The organism is Hydrogenophaga sp. NH-16 (assembly GCF_004006415.1).
In the GTDB taxonomy this organism is placed as follows: Bacteria; Pseudomonadota; Gammaproteobacteria; order Burkholderiales; family Burkholderiaceae_C; genus Hydrogenophaga; species Hydrogenophaga pseudoflava.
Map to the genome: position 1 here is coordinate 2,809,382 of NZ_CP029344.1, position 19,079 is coordinate 2,828,460.

The window sequence follows — 19,079 nt, forward strand, 5'->3', positions numbered from 1 at the left end:
ACATCTCCTTTGATCAAACCGGACTGACTTCGGCCAGCACCTGGTGGCGCTCGACCATGTCGCCGACCCGGCAGCGCAGGCCGCTCAGGCTGCCGTCGAACGGCGCCGTGACGTGCAATTCCATCTTCATCGATTCGAGCACGATCACGGTCTGGCCGAGGACAACCGTCTCGCCGACCGCGGCCTTGACTGCCACCACCTTGCCCATCATCGGCGCGCCCAGCTGGCCGCTGGCGGCGGCGTCACCGGCGTCTCCGCCCAAATAGGGTTGCGCCGTGAACACGCTGCTGCCCAGCGCGCTGGCCAGTTCCACTTGCCCCGCGTCGCCCCGGATCGTCAGCTCCAGCGCCCGCCCGCCGCACTGCAACAGGGAGCGCCCAGCCGCGAGTGACTGCAGCGCAGCGCTGACCTGCTGCTCGCCTATGACCAGCACACTGCTGCCCTGGTCATCGCGCATCGAAAACCGCACGGGCCACTCCGCCGCGCCGGCCTTCAACACCAGTGTCGGCTGGGGTGCGGCCTGAATCGGCCCACTGCGCAGGCGCCAGCCCGTGAAACCGTCCCCCAGGGTCCAGCAGCCCAGCGCGGGCGACTCGGCACGCCGTTGCGTCAGCCAGTGCAGCGCGGCCGCAGCCAGGTGCTCCAGCGGCGGCGCGGTGGGCGCCACCACGCCGCGCTGCGCGTGGCGCTCGTCGATCAGTCGGGTGTGAAAGGTGGCATCGCGGGTCTCCGGCCATTCCAGCAGTTCATGCAGGAATGCCAGGTTGGTGACCAGGCCGATCACCGTGCTTTCGCGCAATCCGGCCACCAGCGCCCGGCGCGCCGACTCGCGGTCGGCACCATGGGCGATGAGCTTGGCGATCATCGAGTCGTAGTGCGGCGAGATTTCGTCGCCGCTGTCCACCCCGGACTCGATGCGCACGCCAGCACGCGAAAAATCGACCACCTGCAGCTGCCCGGTGGCCGGCAAAAAGCCCGCGGCGGCGTCTTCCGCGCACAGCCTGGCCTCGAAGGCGTGGCCGGTGCACTGCACGTCGGTTTGCGCCAGCGGCAAGGTGCCGGTGGCGGCAATGCGCAATTGCAGCTCGACCAGATCGAGGCCGGTGACTTCTTCGGTCACCGGGTGTTCGACCTGCAGGCGCGGATTGACTTCCAGGAAATAATGTTCCTCGCCCGTGACGACAAACTCCACCGTGCCCAGGCCGCGGTAGTTCACGCCAGAAGCCAGCTTGACCGCGTCGGCCAGGATGGCCGCGCGTAGGCGCGGGCTGAGACCGCTGGACGGCGCTTCTTCGATCACTTTTTGGTGGCGCCGCTGCAAGGTGCACTCGCGCTCGAACAGGTGGATGGCGTGGCCCTGGCCATCACCGGCCACCTGCACCTCCAGGTGGCGCACCTGCGGCAGGTAGCGCTCGACGATCAGTTCGCCGTTGCCGAAGGCTTTTTCGGCCTCGCGCATGGCGCTCTCGATGCGCCCTTCCAGGCCGTCCAGCGTGTCGACCACCGCCATGCCGCGGCCACCGCCACCCGCCACGGCCTTGAGCAGCACGGGCAGCTTCATACCGCGCACCAGATTCAACACCTCGGCTGGGTTGGTCATGCCGCTTTCGCTGCCGGGAATGACCGGCACGCCGAGGCGGGCTGCCTCGCGCTTGGCACTGGCTTTGCCGCCGACGCGCTCGATGGTGTCGGCCCGGGGTCCAATGAAGGTCAAGCCAGCCGCATCCAGTGCGCGCACAAAGGCCGGATTTTCCGAGACAAAACCATAGCCCGGATGAACGGCGTCGGCGCCCACACGCCGGGCCGCCGCGATGATGGCATCGATGTTCAGATAACTCTCGCTGGGCGCTGCACCCCCGAGTTCGACCGATTCACCGATCTCACGCACATGGCGGGCAAACCGGTCGGCACTGGAGTGCACGGTGGCCACTTCCAGGCCGAGCTTGCGGCAGGTGCGGGCAATGCGGCAGGCGATCTCGCCGCGGTTGGCAATGAGGACTTTCTTAAGCATGCCCAACTCCTGCGGCGAAGTGGGTCATCAAGACGGTGTGGATGCGTTGCATGGCTGGCGTCCTGGTTAAAAACGGAAGACACCGAACGGCGTCGGTTTGGCGGCAGTACGGGATGCGAGGTCGAGCAGCAGTCCCATGGCGTCGCGTGTTTCCACCGGATCGATGATGCCGTCCACCCACAAATTCGAGGAGAAGTTCGCAGCAGGCTGGAAGTCTTCGTAAATCTTGCGTACCGGCGCCTTGAACGCCTCTTCTTCCTCGGACGTCCACTCTTTTCCCTCGGTCTTGTTGATCTGTTTGCGCACCAGTGCCATCACCGTGGCGGCCTGATCCGGACCCATGATGGCCGCGCGGCCGGTCGGCCAAGCAAACATCGCGGTCGGGTTGAACGGGCGGCCACACATCGCAAGGTAACCTGCACCGTAAGAGGCGCCCATGATGATGGTGTACTTGGGCACGTTGGCCGAGGCCATCGCCGTGATCATCTTGGCCCCGGCTTTGGCAATGCCAGCCTGCTCGGCGGCGCGCCCGACCATGAAGCCGGTCACGTCGGCCATGAACAGCAGAGGGATGTCTCGCTGGCAGCACAGATCGATGAAGTGCGCCGCCTTCATCGCGCTTTCCGGGAACAGCACGCCCTGGTTGGCCAGGATGCCAACCTCGTGGCCATGGATGCGAGCAAAGCCGGTCAGCAGGGTGTCGCCGTACATCGGCTTGAATTCCTGGAATCGGCTGTCATCGACGAAACGCGCCAGAATCTCGCGCGTGTCGGTCGGGATTTTGGTGTCGCGGCTGATGATGCCGTAAATCTCGCGCGGATCGAAGCGCGGAGGCACCGACGGCTGACGCGTCCAGCGTGGCTTGGGCTGCTCACCCAAGTCCCGTACGATTTCACGCGTGATGGCCAGCGCGTGGCGGTCATCTTCGGCAATGTGATCGGTGACGCCGCTGACGCTGCAATGCATCTTGGCACCGCCCAGCGACTCGGCATCCACCGTCTCGCCGGTGGCGGCAAAGGTCAGCTCGGGGCCGCCGAGGTACATATAGCCCTGCTCCTTGACAATCACCGCCTCGTCGCACAGCGCCGGGATGTAGGCGCCACCCGCCGTGCAAGGCCCCATCACCACGGCAATCTGCTGGATGCCTTCGGCCGACATGCGGACCTGGTTGTTGAAAATGCTGCCGAACTGCCCCACGTCGGGAAAAATGTTGGCCATCTCCGGCAGGAAGGCGCCACCGCTGTCCACCAGCGTGATGCAGGGCAAGCGGTGTGCCCAAGCAATTTGCTGCGCCCGCACATGCTTCTTGCAGGTCATGCCGTAGTAGGTGCCACCCTTCACGGTGGCGTCGTTGGCAATGATCATGCACGGACGGCCCTGCACCAGACCGATGCCGGTGATGATGCTGGCACCCGGCGGCACGCCGTCGTACATGCCCTCGCCGGCAAGCATGCCGACCTCTAGGAAAGGCGAACCTGGATCGAGCAGCACTTCGACGCGATGGCGCGGCAGGATCTTGTTGCGCGCCAGGTGTTTTTCCCGCGCTTTCGGGGGGCCACCGGCCAGCGCCAGTTGGCGACGGCTTTGCAGGTCCGCAATCACGGCCTGGTAGGCTTTTTGGTTGAGCCGAAATTCGTCGTCGGAAGTCGATATGCGGGAGGAAAGGATGGTCATATGTGATTGCGCCTATTCGCGAGACAAAGCATTCAGCCGCTCAGGCCTTGAACACCGGTGTACGGCGTGCCTCGAAGGCCGCCAGACCTTCGCTGACGTCGTCATCGAGCAGAGCCGCGCTGGCCAGGTCTTCCTCAAGCTGGAGACCGACCTCCGACGAACCCTCCATGCCTTGCCGTGCCAAACGTTTCATGGTGGCCATGCCGATGCGGCTGCGCGTGGCGATCTTGCTGCAATACGCCAGCGCCGCTTCACCCAACTGCTCAGGCTCGACCACATAGTTCACCAGCCCCCACTGCTCGGCGGTGGCGGCATCGATCCAGCGCGCCGAAAAGAACAGGTCCAGGCCACGGCGCAGACCCGCAATGCGTGGCATGCGCTGGCTGCCGCCCCAGCCGGGAATCAGGCCGAACTGGGCATGCTGGTCGCCAAAGCGCGCGTCCTTGGCCGCAAAGATGATGTCGCAGGCCAGCATCAGTTCGCAGCCACCGGCCAGGGTCAGACCCTGGCAGGCCGCCACCACCGGCAAATCGCTGCGTTCCAGGCGCTTGAGCACGCTGTGACCATAGCTGATGAAGTGCTTGAGCCTGGCTGGATCGCCACGCAGCGACTTCACCTCATCCAGGTCGGCGCCGGTGCAGAAGTGCTTGCCTTGCGCCCGGATCAGAATGGCGCGCACACCGGAGTCGGATTTCTCGAACCCGTCGATGGCGGCCTCGATGGCCGCATGAACGGACATCGACAGGCAATTGAATTTTTCGGGGCGGGCTAACTCGATAATTCCAACGGCGCCGGCACGGCTGATCTCCACTGGGGATGTCTGAATCATTTCTTGCTCTCCTTGGCGTACTGCACGGCGGCGCGTCCCACGCGCTCGCGGGCAACGATCAGCTTCATGATTTGCGCCGTTCCGTCGCCGATTTCCAGGCCCATCACGTCGCGCAGGCGCTGCTGGTGGGGCAGGTCCATCGACCAGCCATAGTGCCCAAAGGTCAGCAGGCACTGGTGAATCGCGTCAAAAGCGGTCTTGGGGCCCATCCACTTGACCATGGCCGCTTCCGCGGTGTGCGGCTGACCGGCATCGCGCAGGGCCAGGCCGTGGTAGCAGAGCTGGCGGCAAGCGGCGATCAGGGTCTCGAACTCGACAAGGGGAAAGCTCACGCCCTGGTACTGCGCCAGCGGCGCGCCAAAGGTCTGGCGTTCCTTCACGTATTCCCAGGCTTCGTCGATCGAGGCCTGCGCGGCGGCCACGCACTGCAGCGCGATCAGGATGCGGCTGAAGTCAAAGCCCTGCATCACCTGCGTGAAGCCTTTGCCCTCCTCGCCCAGCCGGTTCTCGACCGGCACCCGCACATCGTCGAAAAACACCGAACCACGGCCGATGATCTTGCTACCAACATCGTTGAAGCGCGTGCGTTGCACGCCGGGCTGATTCAGATCGACCAGGAAGGCGCTGATGCCTCGTGCGACATCCTCGGGCTTGCCGGTGCGTGCGAACAACACCATGGCATCGGCCTGGTCGGCAAAAGTGATGGAGGTTTTCTCGCCGGAAAGCACGTACTCGTCGCCCACGCGACGCGCCTTGAGTTGCAGATTGGCGGCATCCGAGCCGCCCCGTGGTTCGGTCAGACCCAGCGCGACGATGGCCTCGCCCGCCACGATCCGGCTGTTCCAGGTGCGCGCCAGCTCGGGGGACGCATTGGCATGGATGATGGCGCCCATCAGCGAACTGAGCAGCTGCATGTAGCTGACGTTGAAGTCACCATAGGCAATTTCCTCGGTGATCATGCCGGCCGTGACGCCACTGAGGCCCAAGCCGCCATATTCCTCGGGCAGATCAACACCGATCAGACCGAGCGAACCCATTTCCTTGAACAAGGCCCGGTCGATGCCAGGTTGCGATTCGCGCTTCTGGTAATCGGGCCTGAGCTTCTCTCGTGCAAAGCGGCGCGCCACGTCACGCAGCGCCATCTGGTCGTCGTCGAACATCATGGGAAATCTCCTGATTGACTGTTGTCTGTAGTCGAAGTCGCCGCCTGCATCGCACCGTCAATCGGGAAGAAGAATTTGAGGTGCTCGCCAATTGCATGGCTGGTCGACGCCGTATGATATATCATCGAACAGGTGTTAGTTAGATTATTAAAAAGGCGTTCTCCATGTCCACCGAAGCCACCGTTTTCTTTCCGACGCTGCTCTCCGCGCTGAAGGTCGGCGCGCACACCCTTGGCAACCGGACACTGATGGGATCGATGCACACCCGCCTGGAGTCGCTGGACCGGTCGATCGACCGGCTGTCCCTGTTCTATGCCGAGCGCGCACGCGGTGGCGCTGGCCTGATCGTCACGGGCGGCTATGCCCCCTGCCAGGATGGCCTGCTGGATGAAACCGGTCCCCTGCTGGTCACGACGGCACAAGCCGATGCGCTCAGACCGATCCCGCAGGCGGTGCATGCCGAGGGCGGCAAGATCATTCTGCAAATCCTGCACACCGGGCGCTACGCAAAAATCGCCAGACCCGTGGGCGCCTCCGACATCCCCTCCCCGATCAACCCGCGCGCGCCGCGCGCCTTGAGCACGGCCGAAGTCTGGCAAACGGTGGAGGACTATGTCCGCTGCGCCGAACTCGCGCAACGCGCCGGCTTCGATGGCGTCGAGATCATGGGCTCGGAGGGCTACCTGCTCAACCAGTTCACCGTCACGCGCACGAACAACCGCAGCGACGAATTTGGCGGCAGCATGGAAAGTCGCCACCGCCTGCCGGTGGAGATCGTGCGGCGCACGCGCGAGCGCCTGGGGCCGCCGTTTCTGCTCATGTATCGGGTGTCGGCGCTCGATCTGGTCGAGGGCGGCGCCCCGTCTGACGACATCATCCAGCTCGCCCAGGCGGTGCAGGCCGCAGGCGCCGACATCCTCAACACCGGCATCGGCTGGCACGAAGCACGGATCCCGACCATTGCCTACGTGGTGCCGCGTGCCGCCTGGCGCTTTGCGGCGGCCCGCATCAAGAAAGCGGTGACGATTCCGGTCATCGTTTCCAACCGCATCAACACGCCGGAAGTGGCCGAAGAAATCTTGGCCAGCGGTGACGCCGACATGGTGTCGATGGCGCGCCCCTTCCTGGCCGATGCCGACTTCGTGCGCAAGGCGGCGCAGGGGCGCGCCGACGAGATCAACACCTGCATCGCCTGCAACCAGGCCTGTCTGGACTACATCTTCGCCGACCGCCCCGCCACCTGCCTGGTCAATCCACGCGCCGGCCGCGAGCTGGAGTTTTCGCTCTTGCCGCCAGGGGCCGTGCCGCGCAAGGTGGCGGTGATCGGCGCCGGCGCGGCCGGGCTGGCCTGCGCGCTGACCGCGGCCGAACGCGGTCATGCGGTCACCCTGTTCGAGGCCGGACCCGAGATCGGCGGCCAGTTGAACCTGGCCCGGGCCGTGCCAGGCAAGCAGGAGTTCAATGAACTGCTTCGCTACTTCAAGCAGGGCGTGGCGCGGCACGGTGTGACGCTCAAGCTCAACAACCGAGCGGACGCCCCCTCTCTCGCTGCCGGTCACTACGACCGCATCGTGATCGCCGCTGGCGTGCGCCCGCGCCTGCCGCAAATCCCGGGCGTCACCCACCCCAAGGTGGTGAGCTATGCCGACCTGCTGTCGGGCCGGGCGCAGGCGGGCCACCGGGTCGCGGTCATCGGTGCCGGGGGCATCGGCTTCGACGTGTCCACCTTCCTGCTGCATGACGAGCATGCGGGTAAGGCGACCAACGCGCCCCAGGCGGTCGAGCAGTTTCACGCTGAATGGGGTGTCGACACCTCGCCCTCAGCCGCTGGCGGCCTGAAACCGATGCAGCCGGTCAGCTCGCCACGCGAAGTTACCCTGTTGCAGCGCAAGCCGGAAAAACCCGGACGCAGCCTGGGCATGACCACCGGCTGGGCGCTCAAGGCCGAGTTGGCGCGGCGCGGCCTGCGCACGCTCTCGGGCTGCACCTATGAACGCATCGACGATGCCGGCCTGCACCTGAGCATCAACGGCATGCCGCAAACGCTGGCCGTGGACACCATCGTCCTGTGCGCCGGCCAGGACAGCGAGAACGCACTGGTTGCCGAACTGCGCGCGCTCGGCCTCGCGCCCGATGTCATCGGCGGTGCCGAGCTGGCCGCCGAACTCGACGCCTTGCGCGCCATTGACCAGGGCACACGCCTCGGTCTGGCGATCATCTGAAACCACTTCATTTCGAATGCGACAACATCGCATTCTCGCGCCGGGTTCAAAACTGGAGCAACTGATGGAAGAACAAACTGCTGACAACGTACGTTGGAGTGTGGCCGGGGACATTGGCCGGATCGTGCTCGACCGCAGCGACGGCCCTCACACGATCTCACTCGCGTCCACTGCTGCACTGGCCCGCACAGTTGCCGAGATTGCCGCAGCAAAGCCGCGGGTCGTATTGCTGACCGGCAGCGGAACGATATTCTGCGCCGGCGGGGATATCGCCGAGATGCGCCAACACGCTGGAACGCTCGACGTCTATATTGACGAGCTCGTGGGCATCGCGCACCCGGCGCTACTGCGACTGTCGGAACTGCCGGTGCCGGTGGTGACAGCCATCAACGGCCCGGTCGGCGGTGGCGGCATCGGCTGGGCACTTTGCGGCGACTTCGCTCTGGCGGCAGCATCAATGAAGCTGCGCACAGGGTACGCAGCCATCGGCTTGTCCCCTGACATGGGCGCATCCCACTTCATCACCCGACGCATCGGCTCGCTGCGCGCGCGCCAGCTTCTCATGCTCAGTGACCCCATCGACGCTCGCCGATGCCTCGACTTCGGCTTGGTGGACGAAGTCGTGCCTGACGCCGAGTTGGGCGCTCGCGCCCAAACCCTGTGCGAACGACTGGCCCGTGCGCCCACCGCCTCGATGGCTGGCATCAAGCAACTGTGCGAAGGCGCCGCGCGACGCAACCTGCACGAGCAAATGGCGCTCGAGAAGTCTCTGATTGAAGCTCGCGCCCGAAGTAGCGATGCAAGTGAAGGCGTGCAGGCCTTTCTGGAAAATCGCGCCCCACGTTTCAGCGGGCGTTGAACAGCGTTCTCATCCATGAATTTCACACCCAACCCGGAACACGAAACCATCCGCGAAGCCATCGGCAAGATCTGCGCCCGCTTCGACGACAGCTACTGGCTCGAACGTGACCGGGTCGGTGGCTTTCCACATGAGCTGCACCGCGCTCTGGCCGACGGCGGCTGGCTCGGCGTTTGCCTGCCACAGGAGTATGGCGGTGGCGGACTGGGCATCAGTGAAGCGACCGTGATGATGCAGACCATCTCACAGTCGGGCGCCGGACTGTCTGGCGCATCGGCGGTGCACATGAACATTTTCGGTTTGCAGCCCGTGGCCGTGTTTGGCAACGAGGAGCAAAAACGCCGCATGCTGCCTCCGCTGATCCAGGGCAAGGAGAAAGCCTGCTTCGCCGTCACCGAGCCCAACACCGGCCTGAACACCACCCGCTTGAAAACCCGTGCGGAACGGGTTGGCGACCACTATGTGCTGTTCGGCCAGAAGGTCTGGATATCGACCGCCCAGGTGGCCGAGAAGATGCTCATTCTGGCGCGCACCACGCCGATTGAGGACTGCAAAAACCCGACCTTCGGCCTGAGCCTGTTCTACACCGACCTCGACCGCCGTTTTGTCGAGGTGCGCGAAATCGAAAAGATGGGGCGCAAGGCGGTCGACTCGAACGAACTCTTCATCGACGGCCTGCGGGTGCCGGTGGAGGACCGCATCGGCGAAGAGGGCCGCGGCTTTGAGTACATCCTGCATGGCATGAACCCGGAGCGGGTGCTGATCGCGGGCGAGGCCGTCGGCCTGGGTCGGGCGGCGCTGCAGGTGGCCGTCAACTACGCCCGCGAGCGCGTGGTCTTTGACAGGCCTATCGGGCAGAACCAGTCGATCCAGCATCCGCTGGCGCAATCATGGATGGAGCTTGAGGCCGCCGAAATGATGGCGATGCGCGCGGCCTGGAAATACGACAACGGCCTGCCCTGCGGCGCCGATGCCAATGCCGCCAAGTACATGGCGGCCGAGGCTGGTTTCAACGCCTGCCAGCGCGCCATGGCCACGCTGGGCGGCTATGGCTACGCCAAGGAATACCACGTCGAACGCTACCTGCGCGAGATGATGATTCCGCGCATCGCGCCGATCAGCCCGCAACTCATCCTGTGCTTCATCGCCGAGAAGGTGCTGGGGCTGCCCAAATCCTATTGACATTCACGACCAGCACCCACCCCATCATGACCACCACCCACAACAGCGAACGCGCTGAACAACTGACCATGCTGCGCGAAAGCGCGCTCAGTTTCGTCACCAAAGAATCACCACTCAACCGCGCCCGCGCCCTGCGCCAGCAGATGCCGGGCTACGACCGCCGCTTCTGGGGCGCCCTGGCCGAACAGGGTTGGACCGGGCTGCTGGTGCCCGAACCACTGGGCGGCTACGCCCAGGGCTTCGCCGAGATGGCCGAGGTGGCGGCCGCCCTGGCTTCTCAGGTCGCGCCCGAACCGGTGGTGCCGGTGCTGGTGTTTGCCGGCCGGCTGCTGGCCCATGCGGGTGCCACCGAGTTGTCGGCGCGGCTGCTGAGCGAACTCGCCGCGGGTCGCACCCTGCCCGCCGTCGCCTGGCAGGAAGATGTCACCGGCGCGAAAGACCGGCCGGGCCAGGCGGCAACCCGGCTGGAGCGCCAGGGCGACTCCCTGCTGGTACATGGCGGCAAGCGCCATGTGCGCCCCGGCGCCGGGGCCGACGGCTACATCGTCAGCGCCACCGGCCCGCAAGGTCTGGCCCTGGTGTGGGTGCCCGCCGATGCGGCCGGCCTCACCGTGAGCAGCCAGCCGCTGGCCGACGGCAGCTACGCGGCCCAGCTCGATCTCAACCACGTTCGCCTGCCCGCCAGCCACCTGCTGGCCGAAGGGCCTGCCGCCGTGGCCGCGCTGACACGCGCCTACGATGAAACCCTGGTCATGACCAGCGTCGAACTGCTGGCCCTGGTGCGCAGCATGCTGGCCATGACGCAGGACTACCTGCGCACGCGCATCCAGTTCGGCAAGCCGATCGGCACCTTCCAGTCGCTGCAGCACCGCGCCGTCGATCTGCTGCTCCAGCAGGAACTGACCGCCAGCGTGGTGGCGCAGGCCCTGGCCTTGCTCGACAACCCGGACAGCGACGCCAGCGCGCGCTCGGCCCTGGCCAGCCGCGTCAAGTCGCGCGCGTCGGACGCCGGCTTGCAGGTGGCGCGCGAAGCGGTGCAACTGCACGGCGCCATTGGCGTCACGGATGAATACGACCTCGGTCTGTACCTGCAGCGCGCCCTGGTGCTGGCCGCCTGGCTGGGCAATGGCACCCAGCAGCGCCGCCGCTACGCCAACCTCACCCAAAACGCCACCGCACAGGAGCACGCATGAACACCACCGCCTCTACGGCCACCGACTGGAATGCACTGGACAACGCCAGCTTCCGCGCCACCGTGCGCGAATTTTTTGAAAAGCATTTCCCCAGCGAATGGCGCTACCCGCAGCGGCGCCTGCGCTGGTCCGAAATCGGCCCCTGGTACCTGAAGCTGTCGGAAAAAGGCTGGGTCGCGCCGAGCTGGCCCACACAGTACGGCGGCATGGGTCTGAGCCCCGAGAAACTCATCATCTTCATCGAAGAGCAGGAGCGCTGGGGCGTGGCGCGCGCGCCCGACATGGGCATCACCATGGTCGGCCCGCTGCTGATCAACCACGGCAACGAGGCGCAGCGCGCCTACTACCTGCCCAAAATCATTGCCGGCGAGCACATCTGGTGCCAGGGTTATTCGGAACCGAATTCCGGCTCCGACCTGGCCAGCCTGCGCACCGAAGCGGTGGTCGACGGCGACGATTTCATCGTCAACGGACAAAAGACCTGGACCACGCTGGCGCAGGACGCCACCCACATCTTCCTGCTGGTGCGCACCGACAAATCGGCCAAGAAGCAGGAAGGCATCAGCTTTCTGCTGGCCGACATGAAAACCCCGGGCATCACGGTGCGCCCCATCCGCAACATCGCGGGCGGCGAAGACTTCTGCGAGGTCTTCCTGGAAAACGTGCGCGTGCCGCGCAGCAGCATCGTGGGCGAGCTCAACAAGGGCTGGACCATCGCCAAGGCGCTGCTCGGCTTCGAACGCATTTTCCTGGGCAGCCCCAAGCAAAGCCAGTACGCGCTGGCGCGCGTGCAGGAAGCCGCGCAGCGGCTCGGCCTGTTCGAAGACAGCGGCTTCGTGGACCGCTACACCAAACTGGCGCTGGATGTGGCCGACCTGGGCGCGCTCTATGGCCGCTTCATCGATCAGGTCAAGCGCGGCGAAACCCTGGGGCCCGATGTCTCCATGCTCAAGCTGTTCGGCACCGAAACCTATTCGCGCCTGGCCGATCTGCTGGTCGATGTCATGGGATCGAGTGGCGGCACGCCCGGCTCCACCGCCCTGCCCGGCGGCAAGACCGATGCGTTGACCACCTTCTACAACGCACGCCCGGCCACCATCTACGGCGGCAGCAACGAGGTGCAGCGCAACATCCTGGCTGCCAGCGTGCTGAAGTTGCCGTCATGAGCGCATCGGGCTATCCGGCATTTGACGGCCCCGGCCCGGACGCTCAGTTCGCGCAGGCGCTGGCGCAGGGCCGCTTTCAGATCCAGCGCTGCACGGCCTGCGGCCAGCATGTGTTCTACCCGCGCGCGCTGTGCACCCATTGCGGCTCGGGCCAGCTCGAATGGGTGGATCCGAGCGGGGTCGGCTGCGTCTATTCCAGCACCACGGTGCGCCGCAAGCCACAGGCCGGCGGCGACTACAACGTGGCACTGGTGGACCTGGCCGAAGGGCCGCGGCTGATGTCGCGCGTCGATGGCATCGCGCCTGAGCAGGTACGCATCGGCATGAAGGTGCAAGCCCGCGTGATCGACGACCCGGCCAAGGGCAAGCTGCTGGTCTTCATTCCACAGGACGCCACAGCATGAGCGCCATATCTCCGTTGCGCGGCGCGGCCGCCATCGTGGGCGCCAGCCTGGGCGGCGTGCCCATGGCCCCCGGTCGCAGCGCGCTCGAAATTCTGGGCGAAGCGGTGCACGGCGCGCTGGCCGATGCCGGCTTGAAGCTGTCCGATGTCGATGGCCTGTTCACCGGCTCGTCCTACCACTTCCTCGCCGGTTTGTCGGTGGCCGAATATCTGGGCATCCATCCCAAGTTCTGCGAATCCACCATGGTCGGCGGCTCGTCTTATGTGGGCCACCTTCTCACCGCCGCCATGGCGCTGCACACCGGCCAGTGCGAAGTGGCGCTGATCTGCTACGGCAGCAACCAGGGCTCCGGCTTTGGCAAGCTCAAGTCGATGGCCGAAACGCCCTTGTACGAAGCGCCCTACGAGCCGCGCTACCCGATCTCCAGCTACGCCCTGGCCGCAGCACGCCACATGCACCAGTACGGCACCACGCGCGAGGACCTGGCGCACATCGCGGTGGCGGCGCGCCAGTGGGCGCAACTCAATCCGCTGGCCCATGCGCGCGATCCGCTCAGCATCGAACAGGTGCTGGCTTCGCGGCTGGTGAGTGATCCGCTGTCGGTGCTCGATTGCTGCCTGGTCACCGACGGCGGCGGCGCCCTGGTGCTGGTGCGCAGCGAGCGGGCGAAAGACTTTCCCAAGCCACCGGTCTATGTGCTGGGCGCGGCCGCCGCCACCTGGCACCGCCAGATCGGCTCCATGCCCGACCTGACGGTCACCGCCGCCGCCGAGTCGGGGCCGCGCGCCTTCGCCATGGCCGGACTGGCCCCGAAGGACGTGGACGTGCTGGAGTTGTACGACGCCTTCACCATCAACACGCTGCTGTTCCTCGAAGACCTGGGCTTTTGCGCCAAGGGCGAAGGCGGCGCTTTCGTGCGCAACGGGCGCATCGCACCGGGCGGCGCACTGCCGGTCAATACCAATGGCGGCGGCCTGTCGTGCTGTCACCCCGGCATGTACGGCATGTTCCTGCTGATCGAAGCGGTGCAGCAACTGCGCGCCGAGGCCGGCGCGCGCCAGGTGCCAAATGCGCAGATCGCCCTGTGCCATGGCAACGGCGGCGTTCTTTCCAGCCAGGTGACGGCCCTGCTGGGTACGGCCGCCACCGTCTGATTTTTTTACATCAACAACCAGGAGTCATTTCATGAACAAAGGCATCATGCTGCAAGACAAAGTGGCCGTGGTCACCGGCGCGGGCCGGGGCATCGGCCGCGACATCGCACTGATGATGGCGGCGCAAGGCGCCAAGGTGGTGGTCAACGACATCGGCGCCTCGGTCGGCGGCGAAGGCAATGACGCCAGCCACGGCCAGCAGGTGGTCAACGAGATCAAGGCCGCTGGCGGCCAGGCCATTCTCAGCACCGACAGCGTCTCGACCTGGCCCACGGCCAACCGCATCATCGAATGCGCGGCCGACACCTTCGGGCGCATCGACATCGTCGTCAACAACGCCGGCATCCTGCGCGACCGCCTGTTCTTCAACATGTCGCCCGAGGAGTGGAGCGCCGTCATCGACGTGCACCTCAACGGCAGCTTCTTCACCTCGCGCGCCGCCGCGCCACATTTCAAGACGCAGAAGTCGGGCGCCTATGTGCACATGACTTCCACGTCCGGCCTGATCGGCAATCTGGGCCAGGCCAACTACGCCGCTGCCAAGCTGGGCATCGTGGCCATGTCGCGCCACATCGCCGGCGACATGCAGCGCTACAACGTGCGTTCCAACTGCATCTCGCCCTTTGCCTGGAGCCGTATGATCGGCGCCATCCCCACCGACACGCCCGAGCAGCAAGCACGCGTGGAAAAACTGAAGAAACTCGGCACCGAGCAGATTGCGCCCATGGCCACCTTCCTGGCCAGCGATGCCGCAGCCGACGTCACGGCCCAGATCTTCGCCGTGCGCGGCAACGAGATTTTCCTCATGAGCCAGTCGCGCCCGATCCGCGGCATGCACACCGCCGAGGGCTGGACACCCGAGACCATCGCCGAGCGCGTGTTGCCCGCCATGAAGCAGAACTTCTATCCGCTGGAGAGCTCGAACATCGTGTTCTCCTGGGATCCCGTCTGACGCCATCCACCATGGCGATCCACTACGAGCAACTGATGGCCTGGCCGTTCGAGGACGTGCGCCATCGCTACACCCAGCGCGACACCATGCTCTATGCACTGGGCGTCGGCCTGGGCACCGACCCGACCAACGAGACCGAGCTGCGCTTTGTCTATGAAAAGAACCTGCTGGCGCTGCCCACGCTGCCGGTGGTGCTGGGCTACCCCGGCATGTGGCTCAAGGACCCGGCCACCGGCGTTGACTGGGTGCGGCTGGTGCATGGCGAACAGGGCTTGCGCCTGCACCGGCCGGTGCCGCCCGAGGGTGAGGTGATCGGGCGCACGCGGGTGAGCCAGATCATCGACAAGGGGCCGGACAAGGGGGCGCTGATCTACACCGAGCGCACGGTGACGGACGCCGCCAGCGGCGAACTGCTGGCCACGCTGACCTCCACCACCTTCTGCCGCGCCGACGGCGGCTTTGGCGGCCCGGCCGGGCCGGTCAAAACCGTGCATGAACTACCGACACGCGCGCCTGATCACAGCGTCGATTTCGCCACCCAGCCGCGCGCCGCGCTGATCTACCGGCTCTCGGGCGACTACAACCCGCTGCACGCCGAACCCGCAGTGGCCAGCGCCGCCGGTTTCAAGCAGCCCATCCTGCACGGCCTGGCCACCTATGGCATCGCGGGCTGGGCACTCACCCAGCGCGTCTGCGGCGGCGACCCGAGCGCCCTTCAGTCGCTGGATGTGCGTTTTTCGTCACCCGTTTACCCCGGCGAAACGATACGCACCGAGATCTGGGTGGATGGCAAGGTCGTTTCCTTTCGCGCCCGCGCCGTCGAACGCGACATCGTCGTGCTGAACAATGGACGCGCCGAGCTGCGCTGACCGTCCTTTGCCTTTCGTTTTCGTTTTCGTTTTCGTTTTCGTTTTCGTTTTCAATTTTTTCAAGGAGCCTCAACATGAACTACGCTGACTTTCAATTCCTCAAGTTCGACCACAAGCCCAACGGCGTGCTGGTCATCACCATCAACCGCCCCGAGGTGATGAACGCCACCAACGGCCGGCTGCACTGGGAACTGACCAAGATCTGGGGCGTGGTCACCGACGACGCCAAGACCAAGGTGGCGGTCATCACCGGCGCGGGCGATCAGGCCTTCTCGGCCGGCGGCGATCTGGAGTGGGTGGCCGGCATGGTCGGCAATCCCAAGGAAATCGCCAACACCATGACCGAGGCCTCGGACGTGGTCTACAACATGATGGCCTGCGACAAACCCATCATCTCGGCGATCAACGGCGTGGCCGTCGGCGCCGGTCTGGCGGTGGCCTTCCTGGCCGACATCAGCATCATGGCCGAGGAGGCCAAGATTACCGACGGCCATGTCAAGATCGGCGTCGCCGCCGGCGACCACGCAGCCATTCTGTGGCCGCTGCTGTGCGGCATGGCCAAGGCCAAGTACTACCTGATGACGGCCGAGTTCGTGAACGGCAAGGAAGCCGAGCGCATCGGTCTGGTCAGCCTGTGCGTGCCGCGCGCCGAGCTGATGAACAAGGCCATGGCCGTGGCCAACAAACTGGCCAATGGCAGCCAGCAGGCGATCCGCTTCACCAAGCGCTCGCTCAACGGCTGGATGAACGTGGCGCGCCCGATCTTCGAGAGCTCGCTGGCGATGGAAATGCTGTGCTTCCTGGGCGAAGACGCCAAGGAGGGCGTGGCCTCGGTGCGCGAGAAGCGCGCGCCCGAGTTCCCCTCGGCCCAGAACTGATTGAGTTCGCTCCTTCTCCCTCTCGGGGAAGGAGCCTGAATTTCCCAAGTACACAGGAGAACACCCCATGGATTTCGCGCTGACCCAAGAACAACGGATGATCTACGAGTACGGCGACCGTATCTCGAAGCAGTTCGACCACAATTACTGGCGCGGCTACGCCAACAAGAACGAACGCCCCACCGAGTTGTACGAGCAGATCACCAACGACGGTTTTCTCGGCATCATGGTGCCCGAAGCCTATGGCGGTGCCGGCCAGGGCATGACCGAGATGCTGCTGTTCATGGAGGGACTGGCCAACAACGGCATTCCGCTGCTGAACCTGGTGGTCGGACCGACCATGACCATGGGTCTGCTGGCCAAGCACGCCAGCGAGGACATGAAGCGCCGCTTTCTGCCGGGCGGCTGCACCGGCGACATCAAGTTCTGCTTCGCCATCACCGAACCGAACGCCGGCTCGAACTCGATCGAGATCACCAGCATCGCCAAGTCCGACGGCAAGGGCGGCTTCAAGCTCAACGGCCAGAAGGTCTTCATCACCGACGCCAACTGCGCCGACTACGCCATGGTCGTGACCCGCACCACAGCGCGCGCTGACGTGAAAAAGAAAACCGACGGCTTCACCATCTTCATGGTCGACATGAAGAAAAAAGGCATCAGCAAGACGCTGATTGAAGTTGCCTTCCCGGTGCCCGAAACACAATGGCAACTGTTCTTCGACAACGTGGAGCTCACCGAGGCCGATGTGCTGGGCGAAGTCGGCAAAGGCTTCAACATCCTGTTCGACACGCTCAACCCCGAGCGCATCATCCTCTCTGGCTTGTGTACCGGTGTCGGGCGCTTCGCCTTGAAGAAGGCGGTGGCCTACGCCAACGACCGCAAGGTGTTCAACAACACCCCCATCGGCGCCTACCAGGGCGTTCAGCACCCGCTCGCGATAGCCCGTAGCGAGATCGAGATGGCCTCGCTGATGGCGCTCAAGGCCGCCTGGGCCTTCGACCAGGGTCTGCCTGCCGGGGAGTTTGCCAACATCGCCAAGTACGCGGGTGCCGAAGCCGGCATCCATGCCGTTGACGCGGCCATCCAGACCCATGGCGGCAACGGTTTCACCAAGGAATACGGCATTTACGACTTGTACGGTCTGGTGCGGCTGCTGCGCACGGCTCCGTTGAACCGCGAGCTGGTGTTGAACTACATCGCGGAGCATGTGATGGGCCTGCCGCGCTCCTATTGACAGGCCACCATGGGTAACAACGCTCCCCTGCCCGCCTTTGGTGCCCTGGCCGGCCTGAAGGTGATTGACCTCTCACGCGTGCTCGGTGGCCCGTACTGCGGACAGATTTTGGCCGACCACGGCGCGCAGGTCATCAAGGTCGAGCCACCCGCTGGCGACGAGACCCGCGCCTGGGGCCCACCCTTTGCCGACGACGGCACGGCGGCCTACTACAACGGCCTGAACCGCAACAAGCGCGACATCGTGATCGACCTGTCCAAGCCCGAAGGGCGCGAGATCGTTCTCAAGCTGCTGGCGGACGCCGACGTGCTGATCGAGAACTTCAAGATCGGCACGCTGGAGCGCTGGGGCATCGGCTATGAACAGACGCTGCGCGAGCGCTTCCCGCGCCTGATCCACTGCCGGGTCAGCGGCTTCGGCGCCGATGGGCCGCTCGGCGGCGCGCCTGGCTACGACGCGGTGGCACAGGCACTGGGCGGCCTGATGAGCGTCAACGGCACGCCGGACACCGGCCCGCTGCGGGTCGGTGTCCCAGTGGTCGACATCACCACCGGCCTGTCGGCCGTGATAGGCGTGCTACTGGCGGTGATTGAGCGGCAGCGCTCCGGGCGCGGGCAGTTCGTCGAGGCCACGCTGTACGACACCGCCGTGTCGCTGCTGCATCCGCAAAGTGCAAACTGGTTGCAGTCGGGCCAGACACCCAGGCTCAGCGGCAATGCGCACTCCAACATCGTGCCCTACGACAAGTTTCCGACCCGGACCTGCGAGGTCTTCCTGGGCATCGGCAACAACGGGCAGTGGAAAAAACTGTGCGAGTTCCTCGGCCATCCCGACATGGCCAGCGAGCCGCGCTTTGCCACCAACGCCGAGCGTTTTCGCCATCGCGACGAACTGCGCGCCTTGCTAGAGGCGCAGTTGCAAGAGGTGGATGGCGAACAGCTGTGCCGTGACCTACTGGCCGCCGGTATTCCGGCCGGCGCCGTCAGGGCCATTCCGCAGGTATTGACGGACCCCCACACCCTGCATCGGGACATGGTGGTGCAGGTCGAGGGTGTGCCTGGCATCGGCATCCCGGTCAAGCTGTCACGCACACCGGGGCGCGCCCACAGCGCGCCGCCGCGCTTCGGCCAACACACACGTGAGCTGCTGACGGAGCACGGCTACGGCGCCGCCACCATTGATGCCCTGATCGCACGGGGAAGCATCGTAGAACACGTTGCAACATGAACTCTGCCTGCCAGAGATTAGGGGAAACCCCATATACCTAACTAATGTTAGGTGCGAAAATG

Annotated in this window: 16 protein-coding genes; 12 read left to right on the forward strand and 4 right to left on the reverse strand. The window is 65.2% G+C overall.

What is annotated here, in order from left to right; translation table 11 throughout:
• Window positions 1-13 precede the first annotated feature (13 nt).
• The 4 genes from DD542_RS13575 to DD542_RS13590 all read right to left on the reverse strand — a co-directional run bounded on the left by DD542_RS13575 (window position 14) and on the right by DD542_RS13590 (window position 5,677).
• The gene (locus tag DD542_RS13575; RefSeq protein WP_127806029.1) at window positions 14-2,011 is read right to left on the reverse strand and encodes a biotin carboxylase N-terminal domain-containing protein; all 1,998 of its coding nucleotides are present in this window, start codon (window positions 2,009-2,011) and stop codon (window positions 14-16) included.
• Window positions 2,012-2,077: 66 nt separating this feature from the next.
• A complete protein-coding gene (locus DD542_RS13580; RefSeq protein ID WP_127806030.1) occupies window positions 2,078-3,685 on the reverse strand; it encodes a carboxyl transferase domain-containing protein in 1,608 nt (535 codons plus the stop codon).
• A gap of 40 nt (window positions 3,686-3,725) precedes the next feature.
• Window positions 3,726-4,514: an enoyl-CoA hydratase/isomerase family protein gene (locus tag DD542_RS13585; protein ID WP_127806031.1), complete on the reverse strand. Its 789-nt coding sequence runs from the start codon at window positions 4,512-4,514 to the stop codon at window positions 3,726-3,728.
• Entirely contained in the window at window positions 4,511-5,677 is a 1,167-nt protein-coding gene (locus tag DD542_RS13590; protein WP_008905474.1) for an acyl-CoA dehydrogenase family protein, read from the reverse strand. The genes DD542_RS13585 and DD542_RS13590 overlap by 4 nt, the downstream gene beginning before the upstream one ends.
• Before the next feature lie 164 nt (window positions 5,678-5,841).
• On the opposite strand from DD542_RS13590, the gene DD542_RS13595 reads away from it, so the two are divergent.
• The 12 genes from DD542_RS13595 to DD542_RS13650 all read left to right on the forward strand — a co-directional run bounded on the left by DD542_RS13595 (window position 5,842) and on the right by DD542_RS13650 (window position 19,017).
• Window positions 5,842-7,899, forward strand: a complete 2,058-nt coding sequence (locus DD542_RS13595; protein WP_127806032.1) for an NADPH-dependent 2,4-dienoyl-CoA reductase — start codon at window positions 5,842-5,844, stop codon at window positions 7,897-7,899.
• Between the two features lie 64 nt (window positions 7,900-7,963).
• Window positions 7,964-8,758, forward strand: a complete 795-nt coding sequence (locus DD542_RS13600) for an enoyl-CoA hydratase-related protein (RefSeq protein ID WP_127806033.1) — start codon at window positions 7,964-7,966, stop codon at window positions 8,756-8,758.
• A 15-nt stretch (window positions 8,759-8,773) separates the two neighbouring features.
• Window positions 8,774-9,940, forward strand: coding sequence for an acyl-CoA dehydrogenase family protein (locus DD542_RS13605; protein WP_127806034.1), 1,167 nt, complete (start codon window positions 8,774-8,776; stop codon window positions 9,938-9,940).
• 26 nt (window positions 9,941-9,966) lie between these two features.
• Window positions 9,967-11,133, forward strand: coding sequence for an acyl-CoA dehydrogenase family protein (locus DD542_RS13610; RefSeq protein WP_127806035.1), 1,167 nt, complete (start codon window positions 9,967-9,969; stop codon window positions 11,131-11,133).
• Window positions 11,130-12,299, forward strand: a complete 1,170-nt coding sequence (locus DD542_RS13615) for an acyl-CoA dehydrogenase family protein (protein ID WP_127806036.1) — start codon at window positions 11,130-11,132, stop codon at window positions 12,297-12,299. The genes DD542_RS13610 and DD542_RS13615 overlap by 4 nt, the downstream gene beginning before the upstream one ends.
• Window positions 12,296-12,703: a Zn-ribbon domain-containing OB-fold protein gene (locus DD542_RS13620; RefSeq protein ID WP_127806037.1), complete on the forward strand. Its 408-nt coding sequence runs from the start codon at window positions 12,296-12,298 to the stop codon at window positions 12,701-12,703. Before DD542_RS13615 ends, DD542_RS13620 begins: the two co-directional genes overlap by 4 nt.
• Window positions 12,700-13,857, forward strand: a complete 1,158-nt coding sequence (locus tag DD542_RS13625) for a thiolase (RefSeq protein WP_127806038.1) — start codon at window positions 12,700-12,702, stop codon at window positions 13,855-13,857. Before DD542_RS13620 ends, DD542_RS13625 begins: the two co-directional genes overlap by 4 nt.
• A 31-nt stretch (window positions 13,858-13,888) precedes the next feature.
• Entirely contained in the window at window positions 13,889-14,809 is a 921-nt protein-coding gene (locus DD542_RS13630) for an SDR family oxidoreductase (protein ID WP_069047287.1), read from the forward strand.
• A gap of 11 nt (window positions 14,810-14,820) precedes the next feature.
• Window positions 14,821-15,678, forward strand: coding sequence for a MaoC/PaaZ C-terminal domain-containing protein (locus DD542_RS13635; RefSeq protein ID WP_127806039.1), 858 nt, complete (start codon window positions 14,821-14,823; stop codon window positions 15,676-15,678).
• 74 nt (window positions 15,679-15,752) lie between these two features.
• A complete protein-coding gene (locus DD542_RS13640) occupies window positions 15,753-16,556 on the forward strand; it encodes an enoyl-CoA hydratase/isomerase family protein (protein WP_008905465.1) in 804 nt (267 codons plus the stop codon).
• 67 nt (window positions 16,557-16,623) lie between these two features.
• Window positions 16,624-17,790 (forward strand): acyl-CoA dehydrogenase family protein, encoded by a 1,167-nt coding sequence (locus DD542_RS13645; RefSeq protein WP_008905464.1) that lies wholly within the window; start codon window positions 16,624-16,626, stop codon window positions 17,788-17,790.
• A gap of 9 nt (window positions 17,791-17,799) precedes the next feature.
• Window positions 17,800-19,017, forward strand: coding sequence for a CaiB/BaiF CoA-transferase family protein (locus tag DD542_RS13650; protein WP_056278232.1), 1,218 nt, complete (start codon window positions 17,800-17,802; stop codon window positions 19,015-19,017).
• The last annotated feature ends 62 nt before the right edge of the window (window positions 19,018-19,079 follow it).

Coding starts and splice junctions, on each gene's coding strand:
- DD542_RS13575 (WP_127806029.1), bottom strand. CDS start 2,011: ATGCTTAAGAAAGTCCTCATTGCCAACCGCGGCGAGATCGCCTGCCGC.
- DD542_RS13580 (WP_127806030.1), bottom strand. CDS start 3,685: ATGACCATCCTTTCCTCCCGCATATCGACTTCCGACGACGAATTTCGG.
- DD542_RS13585 (WP_127806031.1), bottom strand. CDS start 4,514: ATGATTCAGACATCCCCAGTGGAGATCAGCCGTGCCGGCGCCGTTGGA.
- DD542_RS13590 (WP_008905474.1), bottom strand. CDS start 5,677: ATGATGTTCGACGACGACCAGATGGCGCTGCGTGACGTGGCGCGCCGC.
- DD542_RS13595 (WP_127806032.1), top strand. CDS start 5,842: ATGTCCACCGAAGCCACCGTTTTCTTTCCGACGCTGCTCTCCGCGCTG.
- DD542_RS13600 (WP_127806033.1), top strand. CDS start 7,964: ATGGAAGAACAAACTGCTGACAACGTACGTTGGAGTGTGGCCGGGGAC.
- DD542_RS13605 (WP_127806034.1), top strand. CDS start 8,774: ATGAATTTCACACCCAACCCGGAACACGAAACCATCCGCGAAGCCATC.
- DD542_RS13610 (WP_127806035.1), top strand. CDS start 9,967: ATGACCACCACCCACAACAGCGAACGCGCTGAACAACTGACCATGCTG.
- DD542_RS13615 (WP_127806036.1), top strand. CDS start 11,130: ATGAACACCACCGCCTCTACGGCCACCGACTGGAATGCACTGGACAAC.
- DD542_RS13620 (WP_127806037.1), top strand. CDS start 12,296: ATGAGCGCATCGGGCTATCCGGCATTTGACGGCCCCGGCCCGGACGCT.
- DD542_RS13625 (WP_127806038.1), top strand. CDS start 12,700: ATGAGCGCCATATCTCCGTTGCGCGGCGCGGCCGCCATCGTGGGCGCC.
- DD542_RS13630 (WP_069047287.1), top strand. CDS start 13,889: ATGAACAAAGGCATCATGCTGCAAGACAAAGTGGCCGTGGTCACCGGC.
- DD542_RS13635 (WP_127806039.1), top strand. CDS start 14,821: ATGGCGATCCACTACGAGCAACTGATGGCCTGGCCGTTCGAGGACGTG.
- DD542_RS13640 (WP_008905465.1), top strand. CDS start 15,753: ATGAACTACGCTGACTTTCAATTCCTCAAGTTCGACCACAAGCCCAAC.
- DD542_RS13645 (WP_008905464.1), top strand. CDS start 16,624: ATGGATTTCGCGCTGACCCAAGAACAACGGATGATCTACGAGTACGGC.
- DD542_RS13650 (WP_056278232.1), top strand. CDS start 17,800: ATGGGTAACAACGCTCCCCTGCCCGCCTTTGGTGCCCTGGCCGGCCTG.